Source organism: Solibacillus sp. FSL K6-1523 (assembly GCF_038005225.1).
GTDB lineage: Bacteria > Bacillota > Bacilli > Bacillales_A > Planococcaceae > Solibacillus.
Genome location: NZ_JBBOSU010000001.1, coordinates 3,749,552 through 3,775,807, shown reverse-complemented (window position 1 = coordinate 3,775,807; position 26,256 = coordinate 3,749,552). Strand labels below are relative to the sequence as shown.

The window sequence follows — 26,256 nt, the reverse complement described above, 5'->3', positions numbered from 1 at the left end:
TCATGAAAGGGGTGCTTAGTTGAGCACTCCTTTTCTTATTTGATTATTCACCTATGATACAATAGCCATGAAAGTAAAAGGAGGCAACAACTATGAAAATCCGTCCTGCAAGATTACAAATTGGAGATACTGTTGGGCTTGTTGCATTAAGCAGCCCTATAAATATGGAGAAAATCGGGCAACACTTAGCATTTTTAGATGAATTGGGATTGCGTTATAAGCTAGGAAATACGATACAGCCGTATGAAGGCTATTTAGCGGGTACAGATGCAGAGCGTGTTCAAGATTTACATGTGATGATTCAAGATCAAGAAGTGAAAGCCATTATTTGCGTAAAAGGTGGTTACGGCTTAGGTCGAATTATTGATAAAATTAGCTATCCATTGATTGAAGAAAACCCAAAAATTATTTGGGGCTTTTCAGATGTGACACTTCTACATACGACGGTCAATGACTATGCAAACTTAGTGACATTCCACGGTCCGATGTTAACTAGCTCTAATGGGGAGTTAGATGCATTATCGAAAAAAATGTTCCAGCAACTTTTTACGCCAATTGAAATTCAGTATGATGAACAAATTTCACCGTTACATACAATTGTCGAGGGTACGGTTCGAGGCGAATTGACAGGTGGTAACTTAAATCGCATTGTAAGTACGATTGGCACAAAGTTTGAACTAGATATGCGCGGTAAAATTCTTTTAATAGAAGATACTGGGGAGTCTTTGGAGCAAATTGATGGAATGTTGAACCATCTGCGTTTAGCAAGAAAGCTTGAGCAAGTGGCTGGATTTGTTATTGGAAACTTTAAACTGCCGAATCCAAATGAAACAGAGGAAGATGTCATCCAGTTGATGGAGCATTATTTAAAACCACTGAACAAACCGGCTTTAGCGGGCTTCCAAATCGGTCACTGTGAACCAAATATAGGGATCCCACTAGGCGTAGATGTCATATTAGACGCAAATGAAAAAACATTGCGTATTTTACCAGGTGTAGAGTAGTTTTTAAAGAGAAATTAATATTCTATGTATAAGTAGGACACAACTAACGGTCGCAATGAGACTAGCAGTTGTGTCCCTTTCTTTTTATTTATTGCAATAATATGAGAAGTAGGTTATAAATGTTTAAATAATATAAAAAATGGGAATTATATAATACCGAAAGATAAGGAGAGAATTAGATAATAGGTAAAAGGGTTTGTTATATTATTTAAATAATATATACATAGTTTTAAATGATAATGGAAAGGGTGATGAGAATGTATCGGAATAAAAATATTGTAATGATGACTTTTTCTTTAATTGTTGTAGGAATTGCATTCTTCATTTTTTCTTTGCATCATCTATTAGGTTGGATGGAGCCATATGTATTAATCGAGCAATCAAGAGGTATGGCGCTAGCTCCTCTACATAAAGGGATAATTTTTACATTGTTTTCGATCATTATTCTCTTATTATTAACGGCATTTATATTATATAAAAAAGACAACGGTCACAAATATATTCCAATATTAACAGCATTGGTAGCAACACTTGGTAGTGTGACAATTGTGGCAAGTGGTGAAGGAATGGTGGAATATCACTTTTCTGTGTTTATGGTCGTAGCAGCTTTAGGTTATTATGAGAGTACAAAAATCATCGTATTAAGTACGATATTATTTGCGGTTCAGCATTTAGGAGGCTATTTTTTATTTCCAGAGCTATTGTGCGGAGCGGCGGAATACCCATTTAAATTGTTATTAATTCATGCAGGCTTTTTAATTTTAACAAGCGCTATTGTCATTACACAAATTATCGTCCGTAAGCGTACAATTGTAGAATATAAAAAAGAAAAAGATCATGCAGATATTATTAAAGCCATGATGCGCAGCGTAAATATTACATCGAAAGAAGTGCTACAAAATATTAACTTTTTGGAAGAGGGGTCATCTAGCACTGCAATGACTTCACAAAATACGAAAGTTGCGATTGAACATTTATTAGTGGCGGCCGATGAACAAATCAGTTATACAGATAGAAGTAGGGAAATGCTTATTGAAGTTGAAAAAAGTACTTCGACAATTATTGAACAATTAAATACTTCGAGAATGGCCTCCTATGAAACTACGAGGGAAGCGTTGCAAGGAATTTCCGTCATGACAAATACGGTTGAGCAAATGAATAGTGTTGTAAAAAGCGCGGAGCAAATGAAACAAGTAGTAGAAAAATTAGAAAATCGGTCAAGTGAAATTGAAAAGACACTTCAGTTAATTACGGAAATTGCTGCACAAACAAATTTACTTGCGTTGAATGCTGCAATTGAAGCAGCTAGAGCGGGGGAATATGGCAAGGGGTTTGCTATTGTAGCAGCTGAAGTACGCAAGCTGGCAGATACATCGAATCAGTATGCCATGGGAATTTCGGAAGTGATTACTGGTTTACGTCAAGATACCGAAAATTTATCAAAAGAGATGGAAATGACAGAAAATAACATGATAACAGGTGTAAACAAAGTAAATGAATCCAATGAAATTTTTAATACTATTTATGAACGTGTAGAAGAAGTAGGGCAATTACTAGGGCAGTCTTACACGAAGGCACAACAAATTGGAAATAATGTGGGCGAGGTAAATCAATTTATTACCGAAATGACAATGACTGTTGCAGGCTATAGAGGCAATACAGAAAATATTATTATTGCTGCAGATCATCAATTATCGACAGCGGAAGATTTTAATAAAATTACGATTGCGATGCGAAAGCTGACGGAAAACTTAAATAAACAGATTATGGATGTGCAAGTGTAATTGATACAACTCCACATAAGAAAAGACCTACCTCACGCGATTTAGCACGGGGTAGGTCTTTCTCAATAACGAGTGTATAAAGAAAAATCATCATCTAATTGTTGTTTGCTTTTACAATAGTTGGTCATTAGTAAAAGGTAACAGCGGTAAATGTTAAAAAGTCATTGGTTTTCTCAGCTAGTTTTGCTTTAAAGGCAAGGCATACACTCGTTATTGCCCGGTTTGGAGTCTCACCGCACCGAGTGGGCGTTCAAAGCTTAAAAATACTTACTATCATCAAATTCAATTTCAACTTGATAATTTTTTGCGTTAATTAAGTTCGATAAACGATGCGCTTCTTTTTCAAGTTCATTTGATTGATTGCGGTAATGCATCGGGTCAAATAGTGCAACATTATAAAGAATTGTTTCGCCAGAGCTATGATAATACGTTTCTTTTTCAGACATGCCGAGCTGCTTACAAAAGGCCGCTTCTGCACGTAATTGTATCGCAAGTTCAATTGCTTCCACAATCGGCATGATCTCATCTTTAAATGCAATCGTATTGTCAATGTTTGCACGATATATAAGTGAATCTAGCTTGCGAGAATCTTTGCGAATGTCCTTTAACTCTGTTTCAATCATTTCAAGCGTGTATTCAGGCTTAACCGGTTGTTCCCCTTTTTCAATAATCGTATGAGATGCTTGATGAACCGAAGAAGTTAAATCTTGAATCTTTTTCGTTAAAATACTTTTTAACTTCACCGCTTCTGCTAAATTGATTGCCATCGAAATCGCTCCTTAATATGTAGTTGATTGGTCGTGAATGGATAGAAGAGTGGCTTTAAAATCCCCGCCATTTACTTGTGTAAACATTTTCCCTGCAGCTGCAAGCAATTGTTCACATTCATCTTCTGATAAAGAAGGACGTAAATAAAATATTTGGAGCGCATCGGTTGTTTGTTCGGTAACCGCTGTGCGACTTGAATCAACAAAAGGACTGCCAAAAGCACCTAGCTCATCTTTTGAATAAAGGATGTTTGTTAATGCATTATACCGACCATTTAATCCATCGTAACCTGTATTTTCATCGCCTAGAGCAATTTCGATAGGACCTTGAATTGAAGCGGTGTCGTAAATACCAATCGGTATTTCATATTGTAGTGAAAAGAAATTATTCAAATCCACAGCAGAATGAAAAGGTGTTAAATAATTTTGTTTTGCAATCCGACGCATAAGGCTTTCCGCAGAATGACGGTAGCGGTTTGGATCTGCACCAAAAGACTTCCAAAGCTTGCGCCATTCTTGAATGCCAGGGCGTTCGGTTACTGGACTTTCTTGCAAGTCTAAAAATAAATGCTCTTGATAAAGTTGTGTGCGTCCTTTAATCATTTGAGGAGATTCTGCCACAACTATTTTGTTATAATGAATAAGACCAATTTTGAACTGGTCATTCATAGTAAATAGTGATTCATTGATAGAAATATTCATATACATCACCTATGTTTTAATTTTAATTAATTGTATCATTTGTTAGGAGAGAATAAAATGAAAGTCCATCAGCTTCAGGCTGAATTAATCGAATATGCTAAATCAATCGGTGTTGATAAAATAGGATTTACAACTGCTGCTCCCTTTCATGAACTAAAAAATCGTTTGCGCCGTCAGCAAGAACTTGGCTTTCAGTCAGGTTTTGAGGAGTCTGATGTGGAGCTTCGTACAGAACCGTTAAAATTACTGAACGGAGCAGAAAGCATAGTGGCAATTGCATTGGCTTACCCTTCACGTATGAATGACGCTCCTCAAGGGAAAAAGGGTGCACGCAGAGGAATATTTTGCCGCGCATCTTGGGGTGTTGATTATCATACGGCAGTACGCGAACGACTTCAATTGATTGAGGCTTGGCTAGAAGAGCGGGTGCCATCGGTGAAAACAAAATCGATGGTTGATACAGGAGAGCTTGTGGATCGTGCCGTTGCACAGCGCGCTGGAATTGGCTGGAGCGGAAAAAATTGTTCGATTATTACACCTGAATTCGGCTCATATGTTTACCTTGGCGAAATCATGACAAATATCCCGTTTGCACCAGATACGCCGATGGAAGATGAGTGCGGAGAATGTACGTTATGTATCGATGTTTGTCCAACAGGCGCAATTGTAGCACCGGGACAGCTCAATTCCCAACGTTGCATCGCCTTTTTAACACAAACAAAAGGTTTTTTACCAGATGAATTTCGGGCGAAAATCGGGAATCGGATCTATGGCTGTGATACTTGCCAAACGGTGTGCCCTAAAAATAAAGGTAAGCTCAATTGGATTCATGATGAATTTACACCAGATCCAGAGTTAGCAAAGCCATTATTACAACCGTTATTAACGATTTCCAATAAAGAATTTAAATCAAAGTTTGGTCATGTATCGGGCTCTTGGCGTGGAAAGAAGCCAATTCAACGAAATGCAATTTTAGCATTGGCTCATTTTAAAGAAGAAAATGCAGTGCCGGATTTAATTGAGCTTATGAGTAATGACCCACGCCCTGTTATACGCGGAACTGCTGCGTGGGCAATTGGTAAAATAGGGTCAGAAGATGCGAATGGAGCTTTACTTGCGGCTCAAATAAAGGAGCAAGACGAAGAAGTGCTAGCAGAAATCAAAAAAGGGCTAGCGCTGTTAACAAATGATGAGAGAAGGAAATAAAAGTGCCAAATCATATCGTACTATATCAACCAGAAATTCCAGCAAATACAGGAAATATTGCAAGAACATGTGCTGGGACAAATACATCGCTTCATTTAATACGTCCATTAGGCTTTTCAACGGATGATAAAATGTTGAAGCGCGCAGGGCTGGACTACTGGGAGCATGTGAATGTCGTGTACCACGATTCACTTGAGGATTTTACCCGATATAGTAAAGACGGCGATGTTTATTTAATTGAAACGTATAGCGACGAGCCGTTTACGACGCATGATTTTAGTGATGTGACGCGGGATATTTATTTTATGTTCGGCAGAGAAACGACAGGCTTACCGAAAGATTTTGCCGAGCAGCGCGCCAATATGTGTTTACGAATTCCACAAAGTGATTATATACGCTCATTAAATTTATCGAATACCGCAGCGATCGTTATTTATGAAGCATTACGTCAGCAAAACTATCCAGGGTTGAAATAATTGAAAAGGCATGAGTAGCAATTAATTTTGCTCCTCATGCCTTTTGTTTTAGCACATTTTATTTTCGATTGCTTGTGCGATTTTTGCTGAAATATTATCGTTTTCAAATAATGTTAAGCGAATAAAACTTTCATCCATGTCAAAAGCTTCGGATAAAAAGCTTCCTAATCCACGAGCACGTCGATCCACTTGCACTAATATTTCAACGGATTTCGATGATTGATCTAAAAAGATTACTTCAAGTTCATCTAGATACCGGCGATACGTATTATTTGTCGGTGTAAATTCAAATTCTTGTACAATCGGTGTGCGGTTGCGTAAAGAGGCAGGTGCTTGTTCGCTATCTACTTTGCGCAGACGAAAGCCTAAATTTTGAATAGCAGATAATACGCTGTTTGCTAGACGCGTAGGCTGGATATCGATAAAGTCTTTATCTGTTGGGTCAATCGCATTTTTAATATCTAAACCTGTATGAATCCAAACACGGGATTGCCCAGTTGTCACAGGAATGGCTGCTGGTAAATCAAAAGAGAATGGGATCTCTTGTTTTTCATTTGGTTGAACTGTAAAAGGCTCATTCATTTTATAATTCATCAATAATGCGTTGTCCGTAACTTTTTTATCGTTTATTTCACGCGTATAGTTTGTATATAACGATAAATAAATCGAATCAATTTGCTGCTCCGTGTTGCCCCCGATAATTTCTACAATACCTGTAATTTTCTCGCCAATTGTATAACTTGCCTTATGCAGCTTTGTATCGACGACTGCTGCACCTATACCAACACTTGCTAATACTTTATTAAAAAGTGACAAATGAATTCCTCCAATACTTCTAATTACTTTTATATACGGAGAATGGAAGAAAAGGTTTCAAAGATTTTTTATTCGCCATCAATTGTGAAAATGATGCGCAAGCCGTTTGGATCAACTGTAGAGAAAGATTGTAGACCACCAAATTTCGGCGCGGCTTCATGCGTTTCAATGTTATAGCCGTTTGATTGTAAGTTTTGTTTTACGTTAGCAGCAACTTGTTCATCATTTAATACGATTGTAAATGAATTTAAGCCAACCATGTTTGCTGTAGGCGGTTGTCCATCAGCACTTTGCCATGTATTTAAACCGAAATGATGGTGATAATTTCCTGTTGAAATGAATAATGCCCCGGCCCCGTAACGTGCAACGACATTATAATTTAATACATTCGTATAAAAATTTTCTGATTGCGCAAGATTAGCTACAGATAGGTGAACGTGACCCATCACCGTATCTTGAGGGAGTCCATCCCATTGCTCATCCGCTTCTGCTAAAATTGGCTGGAAGTTGAGACGGTCTGTCGTCATTTGAACGGAACCGTCTTCATACCAAGTCCACTCAGACTCGTCGCGGTCCACATAAATTTCAATGCCATTTCCGTCAGGATCATTTAAATAAAGTGCTTCTGAAACATCATGATCGGATGCGCCAAGACGGACATTTAAATTAACAAAATGCTGAACGATGTTTCCTAAGTCTTTACGAGAGGGTAATAGTAAAGCAAGGTGGTAAAGTCCTGTGAAGCCGTCGCGTAAAGGCTGCGCATTTTGTACTTCTATTAATGACACTAAACTTGTATTGCCATCCACCGTTAAATAAGCGGTATTATCCGTTTGTTCAAGTACTTTAAAGCCGATAATTGTTGTGTAATATTCGATAGAACGTGCTAAATTAGAAACTTTTAATTGAACATGTGATGTGTACATGTTTGGTTTTTTGTGAAAATGAGTTTGCATGAGTGAATCTCCTTTAGAATTAGGTTGTGTTTTGCAACTAACTTACTTTATGTAACTAATATAATTTATGCTTACTAAAAAATCAAGTATATCGGAATATTTTTGAAGAGCAGGGGATTTGGCTAGTTACCGAGTCAATTCGGCTAGTTTACGATGAATTTTGGCGAGTAGCGTATGAAAAGTGGCTAGTTTTAGCGGGAGAATGGCTAGTTTACGGAAAAAGTTGGCTAGTTACAGAGAGTAAAAATTAACTTTTATAGTAAAGCGCATATTTTGGTGGAGATCCATTATTTAATAACAAAAAAGACAATCGCAAGTTAATTACGATTGTCCGTTAGTGAAAGCTAATTAACGATAATTAGTTTTCTTTTGAGAATGGTTTGCTATCATATCCAGCAGTGAAGATTGCTGTTAAAAATGCTACGCAAACACCCAGAATTAAAATTAATTTCATGGAAGAACCCTCCTCAAGTTTTTACTATATCTCTAATCAGTATAGCTTAAATTATTTTGATTTACTACTTAATATTGTGGCAGAAATGGTTCGAAAAAGAAAAAAATGGGAACATTAATAGAAGGGAGGCGGTACAATGAAAAATCAAGATGATATTGTAAATGGCAATATGGCAAATACATTAGAGGAATTAAAAATGCTTGGAAAACAGATGGAGCATATGCGAGATGAGCAACAATTAGAAGAACATAACCGTATACCAGATCCGCAGCAATTTGATAATGAAGAGAAAACGGAAGAAAAATAATGAAGAGAAGCGCATCGGTTAATAGCCAATGCGCTTCTCTTAATATTATTGTATTTTATAACGAATTACTTAAAGCGGAACTTCATAATCTTTCAAGTCTTCACGAAGCTTCGCCTTTAAAAACTTCCCAACAGATGTTTTTGGGATTTCATTTAAGAAAACGACATCATCTGGTAGCCACCATTTCGCGAAATCATTTTCAAGATGGGCGATTAATTCATCTTTTGCCGCATGTGCATTATCTTTTAAGACGACACATGCAAGTGGACGTTCTTGCCATTTTGGATGCGGTACCGCGATAACAGCCGCTTCAAAAACAGCAGGGTGGGACATGAGCGCATTTTCTAAATCTACGGAAGAAATCCATTCGCCACCGGACTTAATTAAATCTTTTGTACGGTCCGTAATTTTAATATAGCCTTCTTTTGTTAAGACGGCGATATCTCCTGTATAGAGCCAACCATCACGGAATGCATCATTTGTCCGTTCATCCTTATAATATTCAGAAGCAATCCATGGACCGCGAATTCGTAGTTCACCCATCGTTTGACCATCCCATGGAATAGGACCGTTTTCATTCACAACTTCGGTTTCAATTAAGGAAGATGTTAAACCTTGTGTTACACGTAAATCTAATAATTCATCTGTTGAATAATTTGCCATTTCAGATGTTGGGTGTGACATACTTACTAACGGCGAAGTTTCGGTCATGCCATATGCATTGACATAAGGAACGCCTAATTTTTCATTAAATGCTTGGATTAACCCTTTTGGTGAAGCGGAACCACCAGAAATAATTTGACGAATAGACGACAAATCGCGCGGCTGCTTTTCTTGTTCCGCAAGTACACCAAGCCATATTGTTGGAACACCTGCAGCGAGCGTCACTTTTTCTTGCTCTATTAGGTCAAGCAGCAAGGCCGGTGTGAACATAGGGCCAGGAAGTACGAGATTTGCACCATAGTTAATGGCAGCAAAAGGTAAGCCCCATGCATTGACATGGAACATAGGCACTACTGGTAATGCGATATCATTTTCCTTGAGCGCAAAGGATTCGGCAAGACCAAGTGCGATACTGTGGAGTACAATACTGCGATGTGTATAAATAACACCTTTAGGCATACCTGTTGTTGCAGAAGTATAGCACATACCTGCTTGCGTATACTCATCTATATCTTCAGGAAACTCGAAATTTTCATTGGCTTTTTGAAGTAATTGCTCATAATTATGCACATTCGGGAAGCTAGATGTCGGAACTTCTAAACTGTCGCCCATTACAATAATATGTTTTACTGATTTTAAGTGAGCTAAAGCCGGTTCAACTAATGGGAATAAATCTTCATCGATTAATAAAATTTCATCTTCGGCATGATTAATAATGTACACAATATGCTCCGGAGCTAAACGTATATTAATTGTGTGTAAAATGGCACCACTACATGGAATTGCAAAATAAGCTTCTAAATGACGGTGGTGATTCCAACCGAACGTACCAACTTTTGTCCCACGTGTCATACCCAAATTTGTAAGTGCATCCGCTAAACGGCGTGTACGTTTTACATAATCTTTGAAGGCAATGCGATGTGTTGTTGTTGGGCTTGTACGTGAAATAATTTGCTTGTTGGGAAAATAACGTTCTGCGCGTTTTAAAAATCCTGTCAAAATTAACTGCGTATCCATCATAGTTAACCAGCTCCTCTATCATTGTTAGTCAAATAGAAAAAGTAGTTCTCATGTTGAAAAAAGAATTTTCTGTAAATTAAATTATACTAAATCACGCATGTATTTTCTAGTAAACTACGAAAAACCCTCCAAATTTATTTTTGGAGGGTTTTTGATTTTTTTACTGATGAAATTAATGTGGCATGAAAACAAGTTGGATAACGAATAAAACTGCAAATATATATAGCAGTGGATGAACCTTTTTTCCTTGCCCCTTAACAATTTGCAACAATGGATAAGAAATGAAGCCAAGCGCAATCCCTGTTGAAATACTTGCTGTTAAAGGCATCGTTAAAATAACTAAAAACGCAGGGAAAGACTCCTCGAATTTATGCCATTCAATATTTTTTACGACACCAATCATTAAACTTCCGACGATAATTAGTGCAGGAGATGTAATTGCTGAAACGCCAGAAATAGAAGTTACTAACGGTCCAAAAAATGAAGCAATAATAAAAAGTCCTGCAACTGTTAATGAAGTAAGTCCTGTACGTCCGCCAGCAGCTACACCAGCTCCTGATTCTAAGAAAGCGGTCGTAGGACTTGTACCTAACATTGAACCAGCAGTTGTAGCAATTGAATCCGCAAGCAATGCTTTACGAGCACGAGGAAGCTTGCCGTCTTTTAAAATGCCAGCTTGCTTAGCGACACCAATCATTGTGCCAGTCGTATCAAATAATGTTACTAAAATAAATGAGAAAACAACGCCATATAAACCGAATTGAACGACTTGACTAAATGCTTCAATAGGATTCCAAACTAAAATGCCTTCTGGTAAATGTGGAACGGCAACAACTTTATCGATATGAAGCTGCCCTGTCATAAGTGCAACAATGGACGTTGCAATCATGCCGATAAATAAAGCTCCGTTCACATTTAAAGCCATAAGAACGACTGTTACTGCTAGTCCAAAAAGTGCAAGTAAAACGGGGCTAGAGCTCAAATCACCAAGAGCGACTAAATTCGACTCGTTTGCGACAACAATTTTAGCCATGCGAAGTCCGATAAATGCGATGAATAAACCAATGCCAGCTGTAATTGCCAGTTTTAAGTTTTCTGGTATAGCTGTAATTAACTTTTCACGAAACGGTGTTAAACTTAGTAAAATGAAAATAATCCCGGCAACAAATACAGCTGAAAATGCTGTAATATAATCAATTTGTCCATTCGATGAAAGGACGACGGTATAAGTAAAATAAGCATTCAAGCCCATCCCAGGTGCAATGGCAATCGGATAGTTTGCAAAAATAGCTAACCAAACCGTACCAATAACTGCTGAAATAATCGTTGCCATAAATACTTGATCAATCGGTACGCCGGCATCCGCTAAAATAATCGGATTGACTACGATAATATAAGCCATCGTTAAAAAAGTTGTTAAACCTGCAAATAATTCTGTTTTAACGGTAGTATGATTTTCCTTCAATTTAAACATAAAATCCTTCTTTCTAAAAACGAACATTAGTAAAAACATATTATATATTATTCGTATTTTCCCCGAGAAGCAAATTTTTATGCTTATTTTTATTCGATTTAAAGAAGATTAAATAAAGGTTATAATAAAAATATTCTAATAGTGGGGGGATTTAAATGAATTTACAATCGACACGCACACTTGCTAATGGTGTGCAAATGCCACTTGTAGGGCTGGGCGTATTTAAAATGACAGACAAAGAAGAGACGGTGCAAGCAATTTCAACAGCTATTAATTTGGGCTATCGTGCAATTGATACGGCGGCACTTTATTACAATGAAGAGGAAGTAGGAGAAGCAATTCGTCATTCAGGTGTTGCACGAGAAGAAATTTTTGTGACGACGAAAGTATGGAATAGCGACCAAGGCTATGACAATACGTTACGAGCATTTGAAACATCGTTAAAGAAGCTAAACATGGATTACGTGGATCTTTATTTAACACATTGGCCTGTTTTGGATAAGCTTGAAGATACGTACCGTGCGATTGAGCGTCTGTATGATGAAAAGTTAATTCGTGTACCGGGCGTTTCAAATCACCACGAGCATCATTTACAAACATTATTAAACAAAGCAAATGTCGCACCAATGGTCAATCAAATTGAGCTACACCCTTATTTAAATCAAGCGCCATTACGAGCGTTTTGTAAGGAACAAAATATTGCAGTAACGGCATGGTCACCGCTAGGGCGCGGCAATGTGCTAAATGATGCAACAATCCAAGCAATTGCTAAGCAGTACGGGGTGACGCCAGCGCAAGTGATTTTACGTTGGCATTTGCAGCATGATGTCATCGTTATTCCAAAATCAGTAACCCCATCACGCATTAAGGAAAATGCACAGCTATTCCATTTTGAATTATCAAATGAAACGATGGCGCAATTAGATGCGCTGAATCGTGATGAACGATTTGGTCAAGATCCAGATAATTTTAAATTTGATTTTTAACCGAACGTGAAAAAAAGAGGGGATCGCTTCATTAGCGATTCCCTCTTTTAACATTAAACGTCTTTCACGACAACAAGTTTATTTAAAAACGGATGGTCGAATTCTAGTTGGATCGCATGAAGCTCGTAACCACCATAGCTTGTTTCACGTGCGCCGTACATAATGTCGCCAACAATTGGGTGACCTAAATGTGCCATATGGACACGGATTTGGTGCGTGCGGCCTGTTTCTAATACTAAGTGAACAACGCAAGTACCTTTATAGCGATTGATAACTTCATAATGTGTAACCGCGTGCTGTCCGCTATCTGAAACGACACGGCGAGAGCTATGATGACGGTCTTTACCAATTGATGCATTGATTTTACCACTGTCCGAACGAATATTGCCTTGTACTTCAGCAGCGTATGTGCGAGTGATAATTTTCTCTTCAATCATGCGATCAAAAATAGATTTAGCAATCGGGTGCTTTGCAATGAGTAGTAAACCTTTCGTACCTTGATCTAAACGGTGTACATGCTCTGCATATTGACCGCCTTGATCTTGAATATGCTTCATCACATGGTTCATACATGTGTTGTGGTCTGTTGGTTCGTTCGGGTGTGTCGCCATTCCTTTAGGTTTCGAAACGATTAAGCAATGCTCATCTTCGTAGCGAATTGTCACATCGCAGCTATTAGTCGGTGCATAGTTTGATGTTGGCATTTCAAATGCAAAGTTTAAAATCGTTCCTGCTTTTAAAGGGTCTTTCCATAACACGGGCTCGCCATTCATCGTTACAGCCTTTGCCATGCGTAGCTCATGAACGATTTTCTTTCCTAAGCGCCAATTCGAGCGCAGTAAATCTTCTACCGTAAGTCCTTCTTGGACAACTTCATATGTGAACATCTATTTCCTCCAAATGAAAAATCGTGCTCGGTCAGGAACACGATTTTTCTCGTTTTCTTATTTTAATATAACATCATTAATAAATTTACGTGTATCTGCATCTGCTGCATCACCTGTTAAACGGGCAACTTCTTCACCATTTTCAAAGTAAATTAATGTTGGTGTTGCTTCAAGTGCATATTTGCCCCATTCCTCTGGGAACTCAAGCACATTTAATTGATTGACTTTTACGTCTAACTCTTCTGCGATTGGCATTAGTTTAGGTGTATAACTTCTGCAGAATGAGCATTCCGGACTAAAGAAATAGCCGACAACCCCTTCACCAGACTCAATTTTTTTAGCTAATGCATCCGGTAAAATAATGTTTTGATAGTTTTCATCACTTAATAGGTCGATTGTGGATTGTTTTAAATCTTTCGTTCCGTATGGATTGTCTTTTAATTTATCTTCGTTTGACATATTTGTTAAGAAAATAATTACAGCGAATAAAATTACGATAATCCCACCAAGAATGGATAATTTCTTCAATTTATTTTTCCCCCTTCATAACTTTGAGCATGTAAAAACTAATTGCTGCGATTAATACGAAAGCAGTTAGTGCTAAAAATGGAATGGTAATAAAGCCAAACCAGTTAATATACTCACCTGTACATGCAACTTGTCCGCATGAAGGTGCACTTTCTTGCAAGAACGTGATTTTTTGTATGCCGTAGTGATATAAAGACGTTGCAGCGCCAATACATGCAAAGACAGCAATTGTTAAAGCGATTTTAGCATTTTTTTGGATGATCGCAACCGTAGAAATTAGGACGATTGGATACATAATAATGCGTTGATACCAACAGAGTTCACATGGTTCATAGCCGCGAATTTCAGAAAAATAGAGAGAGCCAAGTGTAGCCATTAATGCAACAACCCATACCATTAGTAGGGCATTTTCTAGTTTTTTTGTCATAAAAAGACTCCTAATAATCAATTTAACCCTATTTTATTATAGTTTGATTTCGAAAAGAAGTAAATCGTTACGTTTAGACGAAGATTTACACTATAATAGGTTCCATTTATGAAACGAACATTTTTATAGAATGGAAATCTAAATAAGGAAATGTCGCCTCCCACGGCAGCGACGCACCCAATTGAGGAAGCATTTTAAAAACGGAAAACTTTATGTAGGGCTGGCCTTGCACAAAGCACAAAGATGAGTCGTGCAGATTTGTGACAACAAAGCTGTGCGCCTCATGTGCTTAGCCAGCCGAATCTAGCGCATACTTTATAAGAATCCCGACAATTAAAAAATAGAAAATTTTGTTGAAATTATATAGCACCTATTTTTAGAAAAGTAACTTTCATCCAAAAGTATGAGGAAGAAAGCGATGCATCAAAGAAATGCTCAATGTTATGATAAAGGAAATAGAATAGAGGGCGGAATGCGCAGTGAATAACGATCATTCAAATATTACGATATTAAAAGAAATTGCGGAATTATTAAATGATGAAACCGAAATGGTCCCAATGTTGAAAGGTGCATTGTCCAAATTTTTAAATGGTACGAAATTTGACACAGGCTGGATTTTCTTTATTGATGGTAAAGGGAAGCCGGATCTTATTGTAAAACAAAACTTACCGGATGCATTAGCATTTAATGAATGTCAGCATTTAAAACGAGGTGGTTGCTGGTGCGTTTCGCGTTATCGCACGAATCAGTTGGATAAGGCATCAAATATTATCGAATGTCAACGAATTGAAGCCGCAATTGAAGCGAATGTAGGGGACAACGATAATATTACACATCATGCAACGGTGACATTGCAATCTGGACAAGAACGTTTTGGATTATTGAATGTCGCATCTCGTAATACCGTGCGATTTTCTGAGGAAGAATTGGCTTTACTCGAATCGGTTGCATTTCAAATGGGCTCTGCTATAAAACGAATTTACTTAACAAATGAACAGCAGGAAATTGCCCTTGTGCAGGAGCGAAATCGCTTAGCACGTGATTTGCATGACTCTGTGAATCAGCTCCTTTTTTCGGTTACGTTAACTGCCCGAGCTGGGATTGAGATGAGTGAACAAATCGAAATTAAAGAAACATTTAAAGATATTCAGCAACTGACACAAGAAGCTCTGACGGAAATGCGTGCATTGATTTGGCAATTACGTCCGAGAGGGTTAGAAAGTGGATTAATCGAAGCGATTAAAATTTATGCAGAAATGCTCGGACTGCAACTTTCTGTTAATGTGTTAGGCGTCATTCAATTTCCGTCGCGTGTAGAGGAAACGTTATTTCGTATTACACAGGAGGCGCTGAATAACGTTCGTCGTCATGCGGGTGTGAAGTCAGCTCAGCTTTATGTAACGGTTACCGCAACGGATGTATTACTTGTTGTGAAAGATAAAGGGCGCGGTTTTTATATGGAAGCGCACAATGAAATACCATCACTTGGACTACAATCAATTAAAGACCGAGCGAGTGCAGTTGGTGGTACAGCCGATTGGGTAAGTGAAATTGGAAAAGGGACGGAGCTTTTAATCCGTTTACCATACTAGGGGGAATAGATTATGATTCGAGTGTTAATTGCAGATGATCATCACGTTGTTCGCAGAGGACTACTCTTCTTTTTAAAAACACAAAAAGATATTGAAGTGATTGGTGAAGCAAAAAATGGCTTAGAAGCAGTAGAACTCGTTGAACAATTGAAGCCAGATATCGTATTAATGGATTTGGTCATGCCAGAAATGGATGGTATTCAAGCGACGAAGCGTATTAAAAGGAAATGGCCAAAAATAGAAGTGCTCATGCTGACGAGCTTTTCGGATAAAGATCATGTTTTACCAGCAATGGAGGCGGGGGCATCGGGTTATCAATTAAAGGATATTGAGCCAGATGATTTAGTTGAATCGATTCGTCAAATTATGCGTGGGGAAAATACTTGGCATCCAGAAGCATCGACACAATTAGAAGAAGGACTGCGAGAGGATGAAAATAAACCGCATGTATTAAATCCGTTAACACCACGCGAGCAAGATGTTTTAGCGGAATTGACTAAGGGTAAAAGCAATCGAGAAATTGCATCATCTCTTTATGTCACAGAAAAAACTGTCAAGACGCATATTTCGAACATTTTCACAAAGCTTCAAGTACAAGACCGCACACAAGCCGCGCTTTATGCAGTAAAGCATAATTTAACCGCATCGAGTGAAGGGTGAGATATTTATAATAAACAAAAATGCCCAATTGGAAATAAAATGGGCATTTTTCTTTGTGAAATTTAAAAGTGATAATCCTCCTCAGTAGGCTGCTCTAGCTCATGGGGTTCGATATGAACGAGCACCATACAATAAGGATTAAAGTGTTTGACTGTATGTTCAATTTTTTCGGTAATATCATGACTTTCTCGAACATTTAAATTAGGATTGACGGTAACTGTCACATCGATAAAGCTCATATTACCATGAGAACGTCCTTTCAAATCAACAAGCGAGATCACTTCCTCCACGTTTTCGATCAGCTTCCATAATGTTTCGGCTTCATCAATATCAAACGCATCTGTCAACGTTTGAACGGCTTCCCAGAAAATCTCGACGGCTGTTTTAATGATGATGATGCCGACGATTAATGCTGTAATTTTATCAATGATTGGAAATCCAAAAATAGCTCCGAATATCCCGATTGCTGCGCCAATACTTACAAGTGCATCGGACCGATTATCATAAGCGGCTGCTTTGACTGCAGAACTTTTAATACGGTTAGCCAATGCCAAGTTATAGCGATATACAACATACATAATGATTGCACTAAAAATCGCGACAAAAGCCGTTAATAGAGAAGGCACCTCATGTGTTGGATTCCATAAGTTTTTAATCGTACTCGTAATTACTTGTAAACCTACAACCATCATAATAAATGAGGCAACGAGGGAAGCAACTGTTTCTGCACGTAAATGTCCGTATGGGTGATTGGAATCAGGTGGCTTTTGAGAAATTTTTAATCCGACAAGAACCGCAATGGATGCGATAATATCGGTTGTATTGTTTAAACCATCAGCCATGAGCGCGGATGAGGTACCAATATAGCCGACAATTAATTTCATTGAACTTAAAAAAATATAAGTGATAATCGAAAGCCAAGCCCCTTTTTCACCCGCGCGTAAGTTTGTATATAGCTCCACAATGTTTCCCCCTAGCAAAACTTCTTTTCAACATAAAACGACACCCCTTTAAATGAAAAGGAGTGTCGATAATTATTTGCTTTGTTCTTCTTCAATCAATGAATCCAAATTTGATAGCTTTGAAACTTCTAAATAAAGTATGTGATGACCGTCTAATTCTTTAATGGTAAATTGGTAACCTTGTTCCTCAAGTGTTTCACCTTCTACAACATCAAAGCGCTGTGTCATGAACCATCCACCAATTGTATCAATATCATCATCTTCAATATCAATACCTAAAATATCGTTTACTTCTTGTAATAACATTTTAGCGTCGAAAATATAGTGATCTTCCGCAATTTCTTGCACTTCAGGAATTTCATCCTCGTCAAACTCATCTTGGATATCTCCAACAATTTCTTCGATGATGTCTTCAATTGTTACTAAACCAGAAGTACCGCCATACTCATCCATTAAAATGGCCATATGAATGCGTTCACTTTGAATTTTTAACAATAAGTCACTAATCGGAATTGTTTCAATGACACGAATAACAGGCTGCATATATTCTTCTACTTTTTTATCACCATTGATAGGATCTTTAATATAAGCTGTCAGTAAATGCTTCATGTTGACCAGTCCAATAACATGGTCTTTGTCTCCATCTGTGACAGGATAGCGTGTATATTGTTCAATCCCCATCAATTCAAAAACTTCACGTATTGTTTGATCCCGCTCAATACTAATAATCTCAGTTCGAGGTACCATAATTTCTTTTGCAATTCGGTCAGAAAACTCAAAAATACTATTTACATATTCATATTCGGAATGGTTGATTTCTCCACCTTTAAAGCTGTCGGATAAAATCATGCGAAGCTCTTCTTCTGAGTGCGCTTCTTCACTTTCAGAAACCATTTTCAAGCCGAATAGTCCTGTTAAAGCACGTGCAGAACCATTTAATGTACGAATAAATGGATACATAATATTGTGGAATAAAATTAATGCACCTGAAAGCTTTAATGTTACAGCTTCTGCTTTTTGAATTGCTAATGTTTTTGGTGCTAATTCCCCTACGACAACATGTACAAATGTTACAAATGAGAAAGCAATAATAAATGAAAGAACAGATGTAATATTACCACTTAAATTAAAAAGCTCGAAAATGGGACGGAGCATGATTTCAATTGTTGGTTCTCCAAGCCATCCCAGCCCAAGTGCGGTAATCGTAATACCAAGTTGACAAGCGGATAAATACTCATCTAAATTTGCGATTACTTTTTTAGCACGTATTGCCTGTTTGTTTCCATCAGCAACGAGCTGATCAATTCTTGTTGTCCTTACTTTAACTATTGCAAACTCGGTTGCAACGAAAAATGCCGTAGCGGCAATTAAGATAGCAAATGCTATCAACCTAATGGTTAGTTCGATACCTATGTCTACGTCCAAATATATTCTCTACTCGCGGCGCAAATGAGCGTGGCAAATAAAGAGTACACCTCCTAAGATTAAAAATTTGTAATACTACAATGATAAAATATAATTGGAAAAAAAACAAATTATGTATTCAACTTTAGTAAAGCTTCTTAATTCTTTTTTTAAAATAATGAAAATTGTCTCATAAAAAGCATAAAGATGAGTCGTGCTTAGCGAGCTTAACCGAGCGCATACGTTATGACAATGGCTAGTCGAATTCATACATCGAAAGGATAGAATGTTTAGTTCGATCTCTATACGGACAGTTAATATTTGAAATATTGAATTATTATTTTATGTATGATAATGTGAAAAGGGAGATAATAATAAAGAAACCTTTGGAAAAAGCATGAAACGAATAAAATGCCAGCACAATTGCTAATTCCATTTAGCAGGTTCCTTTGTTATTAACTTGAACGCGCATAAAAAAGGGAGCACCTCACTACCTGAGATGTTCCCTTTTTTTCTGCACAAAAGATGATTATGTTTATTCAGTTAATAAACCATCTTATGATTCGCTATTTATTCATAAACGTGAAATAGCATTAGTTCATGAACCATTTTTTCGACAGCTGGTAATTGATCCGCACCGGGCGCAGTCCCAATAAATTGAATGCTCCCATCTTTATAATATTCGGCATTGTATCGCTGCTGTTGAAAAAAGAATTGGATAGACCAACCTGGAATTTGACTATTTTTAAATAACGGTTTATAGCTAAAATGTTGTATCATGAAACTTCCCTCCCTATTTAATCGTACAAGAAAGGGATACATTGTTGCAATAGTTCAAATACAGGTATCAATTACGCCTAGGCGTAATTGCGTCCAGAATAAATTATTTAGAAAGAGTGAGGTAGATGAGTCATTTTATATCTTTGCTACTGTTATTAGGGGTTGTAGGTGCAGTTGTAGGAGCAGCTACAAACTATATGGCAATAAAAATGCTATTTCGTCCGTACAAACCAATCTATTTTAAAAAATGGCGTTTACCATTAACACCGGGACTTATACCAAAACGTCGCGGAGATTTAGCGGTTCAGCTAGGCAAAACGGTTTCTGAGTATTTATTAACACCAGAAACGATTAAAAAGAAATTTTTATCACAGGAAGTTCGGAAAAATGTATTAACCTTTGCTCAAAATAAAGTGGAGCATGAAATTTTTACGAATGATAAAACACTAAAGGATTGGTTAAAAGTTGTAGGCTTCGAGCATTTACCAAAAACAGCTGAAGGTAAATTGGACATTCTTATATTTAATCAATTTGAATCGATCAAGCATACATTATCATCTAAAGCAATTCGCGAGCTTTTACCTGCTGATTTAGAGCCGGTACTCGATCGCAAAATAGATGAAGCAGTCACTCAAATTTTAGAGAAGGGTGAAGATTACTTTTTATCACCTGAAGGAACGTTGACGATAAAAAATATGCTTGATGATTTTTTATCATCTAAAGGATCATTAGGTGGCATGGTTCAAATGTTTTTAGGCGATTCAAATTCGCTTGTTGATAAAGTACAACGCGAACTTGTGAAGTTTTTACAAGCACCGGGCACGAATGCACTACTTGTTCGTATTTTTACAACAGAATGGGAAAAAATTAAAAATCGTCCAGCAATGGACTTTATGAAAGATGTAAACTTTGATACGATTGTTACGAGTATTCAAGATTATGCAAAGCGTGAACTAGCACTTGAATCCCGCTTAGATAAAACGATTGAAGACTATTGGCCAGATGGAAAGCGATGGGCAACCGATGATTTACTCCCTAAAGTTCTCGATAAAGTATTTCTTGCAGCAGAAGGTAAAATTGAAGACGTATTAAAACGTTTAAATTTAGCTGAAGTTGTACGTGAGCAGGTTGATTCATTCCCAATTGCAAAACTGGAGGAGCTCGTGCTAGGCATTATTAGTAAAGAGCTTAAACTAATTACTTGGCTTGGTGGTATTATCGGTGGTCTTGTCGGAATTATCCAAGCAATTATCGTCTTTTTGACGAATTAAAATGAAGAAAGTAGGATGTATTCAATGGTAAATATTTACGATGATATTAATAAACTGCAAGGAACTTTTCGTCAAACAACAGAATTTAAAAATTTACAAGTAGCAGTAGAAGCGGTTCGTGAAGATGAAGCAGCAACAGCTTTATTTACAAACTTCCGTGATGTGCAAATGAAGTTACAACAAAAGCAAGCAACAGGTGAAGAGGTTTCTGAAGAGGAATATGTTTACCTACAAAAAACAGCGCAATTAGCACAGCAAGATTTAAAGATTTTAGCGATGTTAGAAGCTGAAATGGCTTTAAGTACTGTTATTGAAGAAATCAATCGTATTATTACACAACCGATTCAGTCACTTTACGACGGACTGTAAAAAAAAGGGTTCACACTATAATAGTGTGAACCTTTTTTTATAGATGAATGCAATCAACTCGTATTAATTATGCACGCTAACACGAGCTAATTGGAATAAATTAAGTTTGTATGTTGGAAACTTACATTTGTATTGTTGAATATATTCCTGAAATTTTGGGGTTGCCGCAACTAAACGGGCAATATGTATTTCATCTGTATGTAGTAATGTATAGTCAAAATGTTCTTCAAAGAAACGCTGGACATCTGTATACGAATTATTCAAAGAGAGAGCACCGAAAAACTCCTCACGATCAAGTAAATAAATGAGTTCACCAAAAATAAAATGGTTAGCATACCAAAATCGAATCGTTATATAAAAAGTTCGTTCTTCACATTGATTAATATCAAATTTATAAATGCTAATAGATAATTTACTTAAAATACTTGTAAAATCCTGTGTTGTTTTCTCTTGAAATAAATACATACGCATATCTCCCCTTCTTAGAATAAAATATAGCCACTCTGAATTTTGTATTTTTTTCCATACAATCATCTTTAATCACATTATAATCAACAAATGTTAGAAATAGGTTAAAATTTAAGATTTAATTAAAACTATTTTCACCCATAAGCATTCAATGTCAAATTCACTCGGATTTTTTGATACAATAGGAAGGATTTTATGAAATGAAAGTAGTGAATTTATAATGAAAGCTATTTATATAAAAGAACAATTGAAAGAGGATTGGCATCGTGTATTCAATCATATCGCCAATCTGTTTTATGAAGATTCGGTTATACAATTTGAGCATGAAGATTCGGATATGGCATTGCAATTTGACCATTCAACTGATGCGCAACATACGATTCGTACATCAGCAAAGCTTGAAGTAGAAGGACAAGTGTATACGAGTCAATATTCCATTGGTTATCCAACAGAAGGTACAGATAAAGAGCGCAATATTCGAATGAAGCGCGCACTTTCACACGTTATGTTGGATGTATTGGAGCAATATTCAGGCATGACGCAACAATGGGGGATTTTAACAGGAATACGTCCAACGAAGCTATATCATAAATACCGAAAATCAGGCTTAGATCATGCACAGATTGCAACGATTTTAAAAGAGGATTTCCGTATTTCAGATCAAAAAATTGCGCTTATGGAAGCCATTGTTGAACGCCAACTAAAGGTCATTCCAGATTTAGATGAAATCGGTCAAGAAATTTCGATTTATATCGGTGTCCCATTTTGTCCGACGATGTGTGCGTACTGTACATTCCCAGCGTATGCAATTCAGTCCAATCGCAAGGCGGGGCGCGTAGATAAATTTATTGATGGCTTGCATATAGAGCTACGTGAAATGGGCAAATGGCTAACAGAAAAAAATATGCGCATTACGTCTATTTATTGGGGTGGGGGTACACCTACTTCGATTGAAGCGCATGAAATGGATGCCCTTTACAAAACGATGTTTGAAGCATTCCCAAATACCGATTCGATTCGCGAAATCACGGTTGAGGCTGGTCGACCAGATACGATTACACCGGAGAAAATTGAAGTACTGAAAAAGTGGGGCATTGATCGCATCTCAGTAAATCCACAAAGTTATACGCAAGAAACGTTAAAAGCGATTGGACGTCATCATACTGTAGAAGAAACGGTTGAAAAGTTCTGGTTGTCTCGCAATTCTGGGATGAATAACATTAATATGGACTTAATTATCGGCTTACCAAATGAAGGTATAGAGGAGTTTCAACATTCATTAGAGGAATCCGCTAAAATGCAACCAGAAAGTTTAACGGTGCACACATTAAGCTTTAAGCGTGCTTCTGAAATGACGCGGAATAAAGATAAATATAAAGTAGCTGACCGTGACACTGTCGGAGAAATGATGGAGATGGCGACAAAGTGGACTGCTGAAAATGGCTATGTCCCTTATTATTTATACCGTCAAAAAAATATTTTAGGCAATCTTGAAAACGTTGGCTACTGTAAACCGAGTGAAGAATCGATTTACAATATCGTCATTATGGAGGAAGTTCAAACGATTTTAGGCATTGGTTGTGGCGCATCCTCAAAATTTGTACATCCAGAGACAGGGAAAATTACACAATTCCATAACCCAAAGGACCCTGCAGCCTATATTATGACGTTTGAAGATGCCATCGCGAAAAAAATAGCGATTTTAGATGAAATTTATTCTAGCTAAAAATATCAACTATGCGATTTAGGCAGTTTCAGAATCGCATAGTTGACTTCTTGCTAACATAAACGACACAACAGTGGACCAAGAATTATATGTTAGTGAAAATCCCAGTCCAATTTGGCGACTAAAAGGTTTGTCCGCTATTGTGTGACAGGCCTTTTTTATTGAAGTGACTCAGGTTGTAGAATATAAAGAAAAGGATTTATGAAAAATGAAAAAAATTTTAGTAGTTTTAGTAGCCGTTTTACTTTTAGTAGCAGGCTGCGAGGAAATACCACAAACGAAAGAGCAAACAAAACCATTTACAGGAAAGGAAATGCGCGTTCATTTTATTGATGTTGGTCAAGGGGATTCGATTTTTATTCAATCACCAAATGGCAAGACGATGTTAGTTGACGCTGGTGTTAAAGGCGCGGGTAAAACCGTTGTTGACTATTTAGGGGCACACGGTGTACAAAAATTAGATTATGTTGTAGCAACACATCCCGATGCCGATCATATTGGTGGGTTGATTCCAGTATTAAATTCAATGCCAATTGAGCACTTTATTGATTCGGGGAAAATCCATACATCCAATACATATGAAGAAATGTTAACGTTAATTCATAACAAAAATATTCCGTTTAATGTTCCACAGACGGGCGATCAAATTGAATTAGATCCAGAAGTAACCGTGGAAGTTTTAAGTGCAGATGAAAATGCAACTGACAATAATGAGGCTTCTATTGTGTTACGAGTTGCCTATGGAAATATTTCGTTTTTATTAACAGGGGATGCGGGTATTGATTTGGAAAGGGCAATGCTTGCAAATGATCTTGATGTTGAGGCAACAATATTAAAGGCGGGGCATCATGGATCGAATACGAGTAGCTCCCAATCTTTTGTAGAAGCGGTTTCTCCGTTAGCGACGATTTTAAGCTATGGACAAAATAATAAATATGGACATCCACATGCAGAAGTCATTGATGCGCTGCAAAATGTCGGCAGTGAAATTTATAGTACAGCAGAAGTGGGAACGATTGTTGTGAACACAGATGGAGAAACATATAAAATAAATCAATCTGAATGGACAGGTATTGGTGCAACGAGCGCAATTACGCCAAAACCAACACCAGCTCCAAAGGGTGAGCATGTACAATTAATAAGTAAAGATCTTCAAGCGGAAGTGGTTGTCGTGAAAAATGCGGGTGAAGCAGTGGTCAATATGCAAGGATGGCAACTTGTTTCAGTAGAAGGGAATCAAGTATTTGATTTTCCAAATATTGAGCTAGCTCCGGGGACATCCATTTCGATTACGAGCGGACCAGATGCAAAAACAGGTACAAATGAATTGCAATGGACAAAAAGACAAATTTGGTTAAACTCGGGGGATGCAGCCCAATTACTGAATGCGAAAGGGGAAATGGTTAGTGAGCTACCATAAATATACGCTTGATCGATTCGACGGAGACTATGCTGTTTTTTTAAAGCGCCCAGAAGAAACGGAACAATTGCTCATCCAACGTACAGAAATTTTAGTAGCACTGCAAGAAGGGGATATTGTAAGCATTCAAGACGATGAAGGGAAATATTCGATTGAAGTATTACAAGATGAAATGAACGCTCAAAAAAAACGAATTCAACAATTAATGAAGCAGCTGCGTGACCAATCAAAATAAATAGCCAAATGGTTTGAGGAACATTTAGAAAAGTCGAAATATCAAGTAACGAAGCCACTTTATTATGGTAAAATAAATATTACAATATATTAATTTTAGGAGCTAGCAAAGATGACAATTAAAACGATAATTTTTGATTTAGATGATACGTTATTATGGGATCAAAAATCTGTGCAAACGGCTTTTGACAAAACATGTGAATATGCAAGTGAAGTACATAATGTGGACCCTGTAAAGTTTGAAGATGCCGTGCGTGTAGCGGCAAGAGCATTATACGAAGGTTATGAAACATTTGATTATACGGTATTAATTGGTATTAATCCGTTTGAAGGGTTATGGGGAACTTTCGATGACCCAACACCACAATTCCAACAGATGAAAGAAATTGTTCCGCAATACCGCGCACAAGCTTGGACAAATGGATTAGCGGCTCTTGGTATTGATGATGCTGCATTCGGTATGGAGCTAGGGGAACGCTTTGTAGCAGAGCGTAAAAAAGCACCTTTCTTCTATGAAGATACATTTGCTGTTTTAGATGAGCTAAAAGGGAAATATCAGTTAGTGTTATTAACAAATGGTGCACCAAGCTTACAAAATTTAAAATTAGAAATCACACCAGAAATCGTTCCATATTTTGACCATATTATTATTTCAGGCGATTTTGGTAAAGGGAAACCAGATGCTTCAATTTTTGAATTTGTAATGGAAAAAGCACAAGTAACAAAAGATGATGGCATTATGGTTGGCGATAATTTAATGACTGATATTTTAGGTTCTTCTCGAGTAGGAATGCGCAATGTTTGGATTAACCGTGAAAACAAACCACAAAATCCAGATGTCATTCCGACGTATGAAGTGACTTCACTAACAGAGTTTTTAAAGCTTGTCCGACAGCTGTAATATAAAATGAAA

Annotated in this window: 27 protein-coding genes; 14 read left to right on the top strand and 13 right to left on the bottom strand. The window is 37.3% G+C overall.

Features of this window, described 5'->3' with window-relative positions:
* Positions 1-92: 92 nt before the first annotated feature.
* Both MHI10_RS18155 and MHI10_RS18150 read left to right on the top strand, forming a co-directional pair.
* The gene (locus tag MHI10_RS18155) at positions 93-1,004 is read left to right on the top strand and encodes a S66 peptidase family protein (RefSeq protein ID WP_340787933.1); all 912 of its coding nucleotides are present in this window, start codon (positions 93-95) and stop codon (positions 1,002-1,004) included.
* Between the two features lie 257 nt (positions 1,005-1,261).
* On the top strand, positions 1,262-2,788 hold the full coding sequence (locus tag MHI10_RS18150; protein ID WP_340787932.1) for a methyl-accepting chemotaxis protein: 1,527 nt from the start codon (positions 1,262-1,264) through the stop codon (positions 2,786-2,788).
* 257 nt (positions 2,789-3,045) lie between these two features.
* On the opposite strand, the gene MHI10_RS18145 is transcribed toward MHI10_RS18150, so the two are convergent.
* Positions 3,046-3,555: a hypothetical protein gene (locus MHI10_RS18145; RefSeq protein WP_340787929.1), complete on the bottom strand. Its 510-nt coding sequence runs from the start codon at positions 3,553-3,555 to the stop codon at positions 3,046-3,048.
* 12 nt (positions 3,556-3,567) lie between these two features.
* Positions 3,568-4,257: a B3/B4 domain-containing protein gene (locus MHI10_RS18140; protein WP_340787927.1), complete on the bottom strand. Its 690-nt coding sequence runs from the start codon at positions 4,255-4,257 to the stop codon at positions 3,568-3,570.
* A gap of 57 nt (positions 4,258-4,314) precedes the next feature.
* Here MHI10_RS18140 and queG point away from each other — a divergent pair, with 57 nt between their 5' ends.
* Complete coding sequence (gene queG, locus MHI10_RS18135) at positions 4,315-5,463, top strand: tRNA epoxyqueuosine(34) reductase QueG (RefSeq protein ID WP_340787924.1); 1,149 nt, start codon at positions 4,315-4,317, stop codon at positions 5,461-5,463.
* A 2-nt stretch (positions 5,464-5,465) separates the two neighbouring features.
* On the top strand, positions 5,466-5,939 hold the full coding sequence (trmL, locus tag MHI10_RS18130) for a tRNA (uridine(34)/cytosine(34)/5-carboxymethylaminomethyluridine(34)-2'-O)-methyltransferase TrmL (RefSeq protein WP_340787921.1): 474 nt from the start codon (positions 5,466-5,468) through the stop codon (positions 5,937-5,939).
* Between the two features lie 48 nt (positions 5,940-5,987).
* Here the strand turns inward: trmL and MHI10_RS18125 are convergent, their stop codons facing one another.
* Together MHI10_RS18125 and MHI10_RS18120 are read right to left on the bottom strand one after the other, a co-directional pair.
* Positions 5,988-6,755: a sporulation protein gene (locus MHI10_RS18125; protein WP_340787919.1), complete on the bottom strand. Its 768-nt coding sequence runs from the start codon at positions 6,753-6,755 to the stop codon at positions 5,988-5,990.
* A gap of 68 nt (positions 6,756-6,823) precedes the next feature.
* Entirely contained in the window at positions 6,824-7,711 is an 888-nt protein-coding gene (locus MHI10_RS18120; RefSeq protein WP_340787918.1) for a VOC family protein, read from the bottom strand.
* Positions 7,712-8,301: 590 nt separating this feature from the next.
* On the opposite strand from MHI10_RS18120, the gene MHI10_RS18115 reads away from it, so the two are divergent.
* Positions 8,302-8,472, top strand: a complete 171-nt coding sequence (locus MHI10_RS18115) for a multidrug ABC transporter ATPase (protein WP_340787916.1) — start codon at positions 8,302-8,304, stop codon at positions 8,470-8,472.
* A 69-nt stretch (positions 8,473-8,541) separates the two neighbouring features.
* Here the strand turns inward: MHI10_RS18115 and MHI10_RS18110 are convergent, their stop codons facing one another.
* Entirely contained in the window at positions 8,542-10,155 is a 1,614-nt protein-coding gene (locus tag MHI10_RS18110; protein WP_340787914.1) for a long-chain fatty acid--CoA ligase, read from the bottom strand.
* Between the two features lie 172 nt (positions 10,156-10,327).
* The gene (locus MHI10_RS18105; protein WP_340787913.1) at positions 10,328-11,629 is read right to left on the bottom strand and encodes an NCS2 family permease; all 1,302 of its coding nucleotides are present in this window, start codon (positions 11,627-11,629) and stop codon (positions 10,328-10,330) included.
* Between the two features lie 155 nt (positions 11,630-11,784).
* Here MHI10_RS18105 and MHI10_RS18100 point away from each other — a divergent pair, with 155 nt between their 5' ends.
* Positions 11,785-12,615: an aldo/keto reductase gene (locus MHI10_RS18100; RefSeq protein ID WP_340787910.1), complete on the top strand. Its 831-nt coding sequence runs from the start codon at positions 11,785-11,787 to the stop codon at positions 12,613-12,615.
* Between the two features lie 53 nt (positions 12,616-12,668).
* Here the strand turns inward: MHI10_RS18100 and MHI10_RS18095 are convergent, their stop codons facing one another.
* The 3 genes from MHI10_RS18095 to MHI10_RS18085 are packed head-to-tail and all read right to left on the bottom strand — an operon-like array spanning position 12,669 to position 14,457.
* Entirely contained in the window at positions 12,669-13,502 is an 834-nt protein-coding gene (locus MHI10_RS18095; RefSeq protein WP_340787908.1) for an RluA family pseudouridine synthase, read from the bottom strand.
* Positions 13,503-13,559: 57 nt separating this feature from the next.
* Positions 13,560-14,030, bottom strand: coding sequence for a thioredoxin family protein (locus MHI10_RS18090; RefSeq protein ID WP_340787904.1), 471 nt, complete (start codon positions 14,028-14,030; stop codon positions 13,560-13,562).
* Position 14,031: 1 nt separating this feature from the next.
* Positions 14,032-14,457 carry a disulfide oxidoreductase gene (locus MHI10_RS18085; protein WP_340787901.1) on the bottom strand — a complete coding sequence of 142 codons (426 nt, stop codon included), beginning with the start codon at positions 14,455-14,457 and terminating at the stop codon, positions 14,032-14,034.
* Positions 14,458-14,936: 479 nt separating this feature from the next.
* Here MHI10_RS18085 and MHI10_RS18080 point away from each other — a divergent pair, with 479 nt between their 5' ends.
* Positions 14,937-16,049, top strand: a complete 1,113-nt coding sequence (locus tag MHI10_RS18080; protein ID WP_340787899.1) for a GAF domain-containing sensor histidine kinase — start codon at positions 14,937-14,939, stop codon at positions 16,047-16,049.
* 12 nt (positions 16,050-16,061) lie between these two features.
* Positions 16,062-16,709 (top strand): response regulator transcription factor, encoded by a 648-nt coding sequence (locus MHI10_RS18075; protein WP_340787896.1) that lies wholly within the window; start codon positions 16,062-16,064, stop codon positions 16,707-16,709.
* 62 nt (positions 16,710-16,771) lie between these two features.
* On the opposite strand, the gene MHI10_RS18070 is transcribed toward MHI10_RS18075, so the two are convergent.
* The 3 genes from MHI10_RS18070 to MHI10_RS18060 form a co-directional block, all read right to left on the bottom strand.
* Complete coding sequence (locus tag MHI10_RS18070; RefSeq protein ID WP_340787894.1) at positions 16,772-17,671, bottom strand: cation diffusion facilitator family transporter; 900 nt, start codon at positions 17,669-17,671, stop codon at positions 16,772-16,774.
* Positions 17,672-17,743: 72 nt separating this feature from the next.
* Complete coding sequence (locus MHI10_RS18065; RefSeq protein WP_340789281.1) at positions 17,744-19,060, bottom strand: hemolysin family protein; 1,317 nt, start codon at positions 19,058-19,060, stop codon at positions 17,744-17,746.
* 585 nt (positions 19,061-19,645) lie between these two features.
* Positions 19,646-19,855 (bottom strand): YheE family protein, encoded by a 210-nt coding sequence (locus tag MHI10_RS18060; protein WP_340787890.1) that lies wholly within the window; start codon positions 19,853-19,855, stop codon positions 19,646-19,648.
* A 125-nt stretch (positions 19,856-19,980) separates the two neighbouring features.
* Between MHI10_RS18060 and MHI10_RS18055 the strand changes: the two genes are divergently transcribed.
* The gene (locus MHI10_RS18055; protein ID WP_340787889.1) at positions 19,981-21,126 is read left to right on the top strand and encodes a DUF445 domain-containing protein; all 1,146 of its coding nucleotides are present in this window, start codon (positions 19,981-19,983) and stop codon (positions 21,124-21,126) included.
* A gap of 24 nt (positions 21,127-21,150) precedes the next feature.
* Complete coding sequence (locus MHI10_RS18050; RefSeq protein WP_340787887.1) at positions 21,151-21,495, top strand: YlbF family regulator; 345 nt, start codon at positions 21,151-21,153, stop codon at positions 21,493-21,495.
* A gap of 63 nt (positions 21,496-21,558) precedes the next feature.
* Here MHI10_RS18050 and MHI10_RS18045 read toward each other — a convergent pair whose 3' ends face one another.
* Complete coding sequence (locus tag MHI10_RS18045) at positions 21,559-21,960, bottom strand: hypothetical protein (protein ID WP_340787886.1); 402 nt, start codon at positions 21,958-21,960, stop codon at positions 21,559-21,561.
* Between the two features lie 223 nt (positions 21,961-22,183).
* Between MHI10_RS18045 and MHI10_RS18040 the strand changes: the two genes are divergently transcribed.
* From MHI10_RS18040 to MHI10_RS18025, 4 genes are all read left to right on the top strand, one after another.
* Positions 22,184-23,689: a coproporphyrinogen III oxidase gene (locus tag MHI10_RS18040; RefSeq protein ID WP_340787884.1), complete on the top strand. Its 1,506-nt coding sequence runs from the start codon at positions 22,184-22,186 to the stop codon at positions 23,687-23,689.
* Positions 23,690-23,897: 208 nt separating this feature from the next.
* On the top strand, positions 23,898-25,109 hold the full coding sequence (locus MHI10_RS18035; RefSeq protein ID WP_340787883.1) for an MBL fold metallo-hydrolase: 1,212 nt from the start codon (positions 23,898-23,900) through the stop codon (positions 25,107-25,109).
* Complete coding sequence (locus MHI10_RS18030; RefSeq protein WP_340787881.1) at positions 25,096-25,344, top strand: DUF3006 domain-containing protein; 249 nt, start codon at positions 25,096-25,098, stop codon at positions 25,342-25,344. The genes MHI10_RS18035 and MHI10_RS18030 overlap by 14 nt, the downstream gene beginning before the upstream one ends.
* Positions 25,345-25,455: 111 nt before the next feature.
* Positions 25,456-26,244: an HAD family hydrolase gene (locus MHI10_RS18025; protein ID WP_340787878.1), complete on the top strand. Its 789-nt coding sequence runs from the start codon at positions 25,456-25,458 to the stop codon at positions 26,242-26,244.
* Positions 26,245-26,256 lie beyond the last annotated feature (12 nt).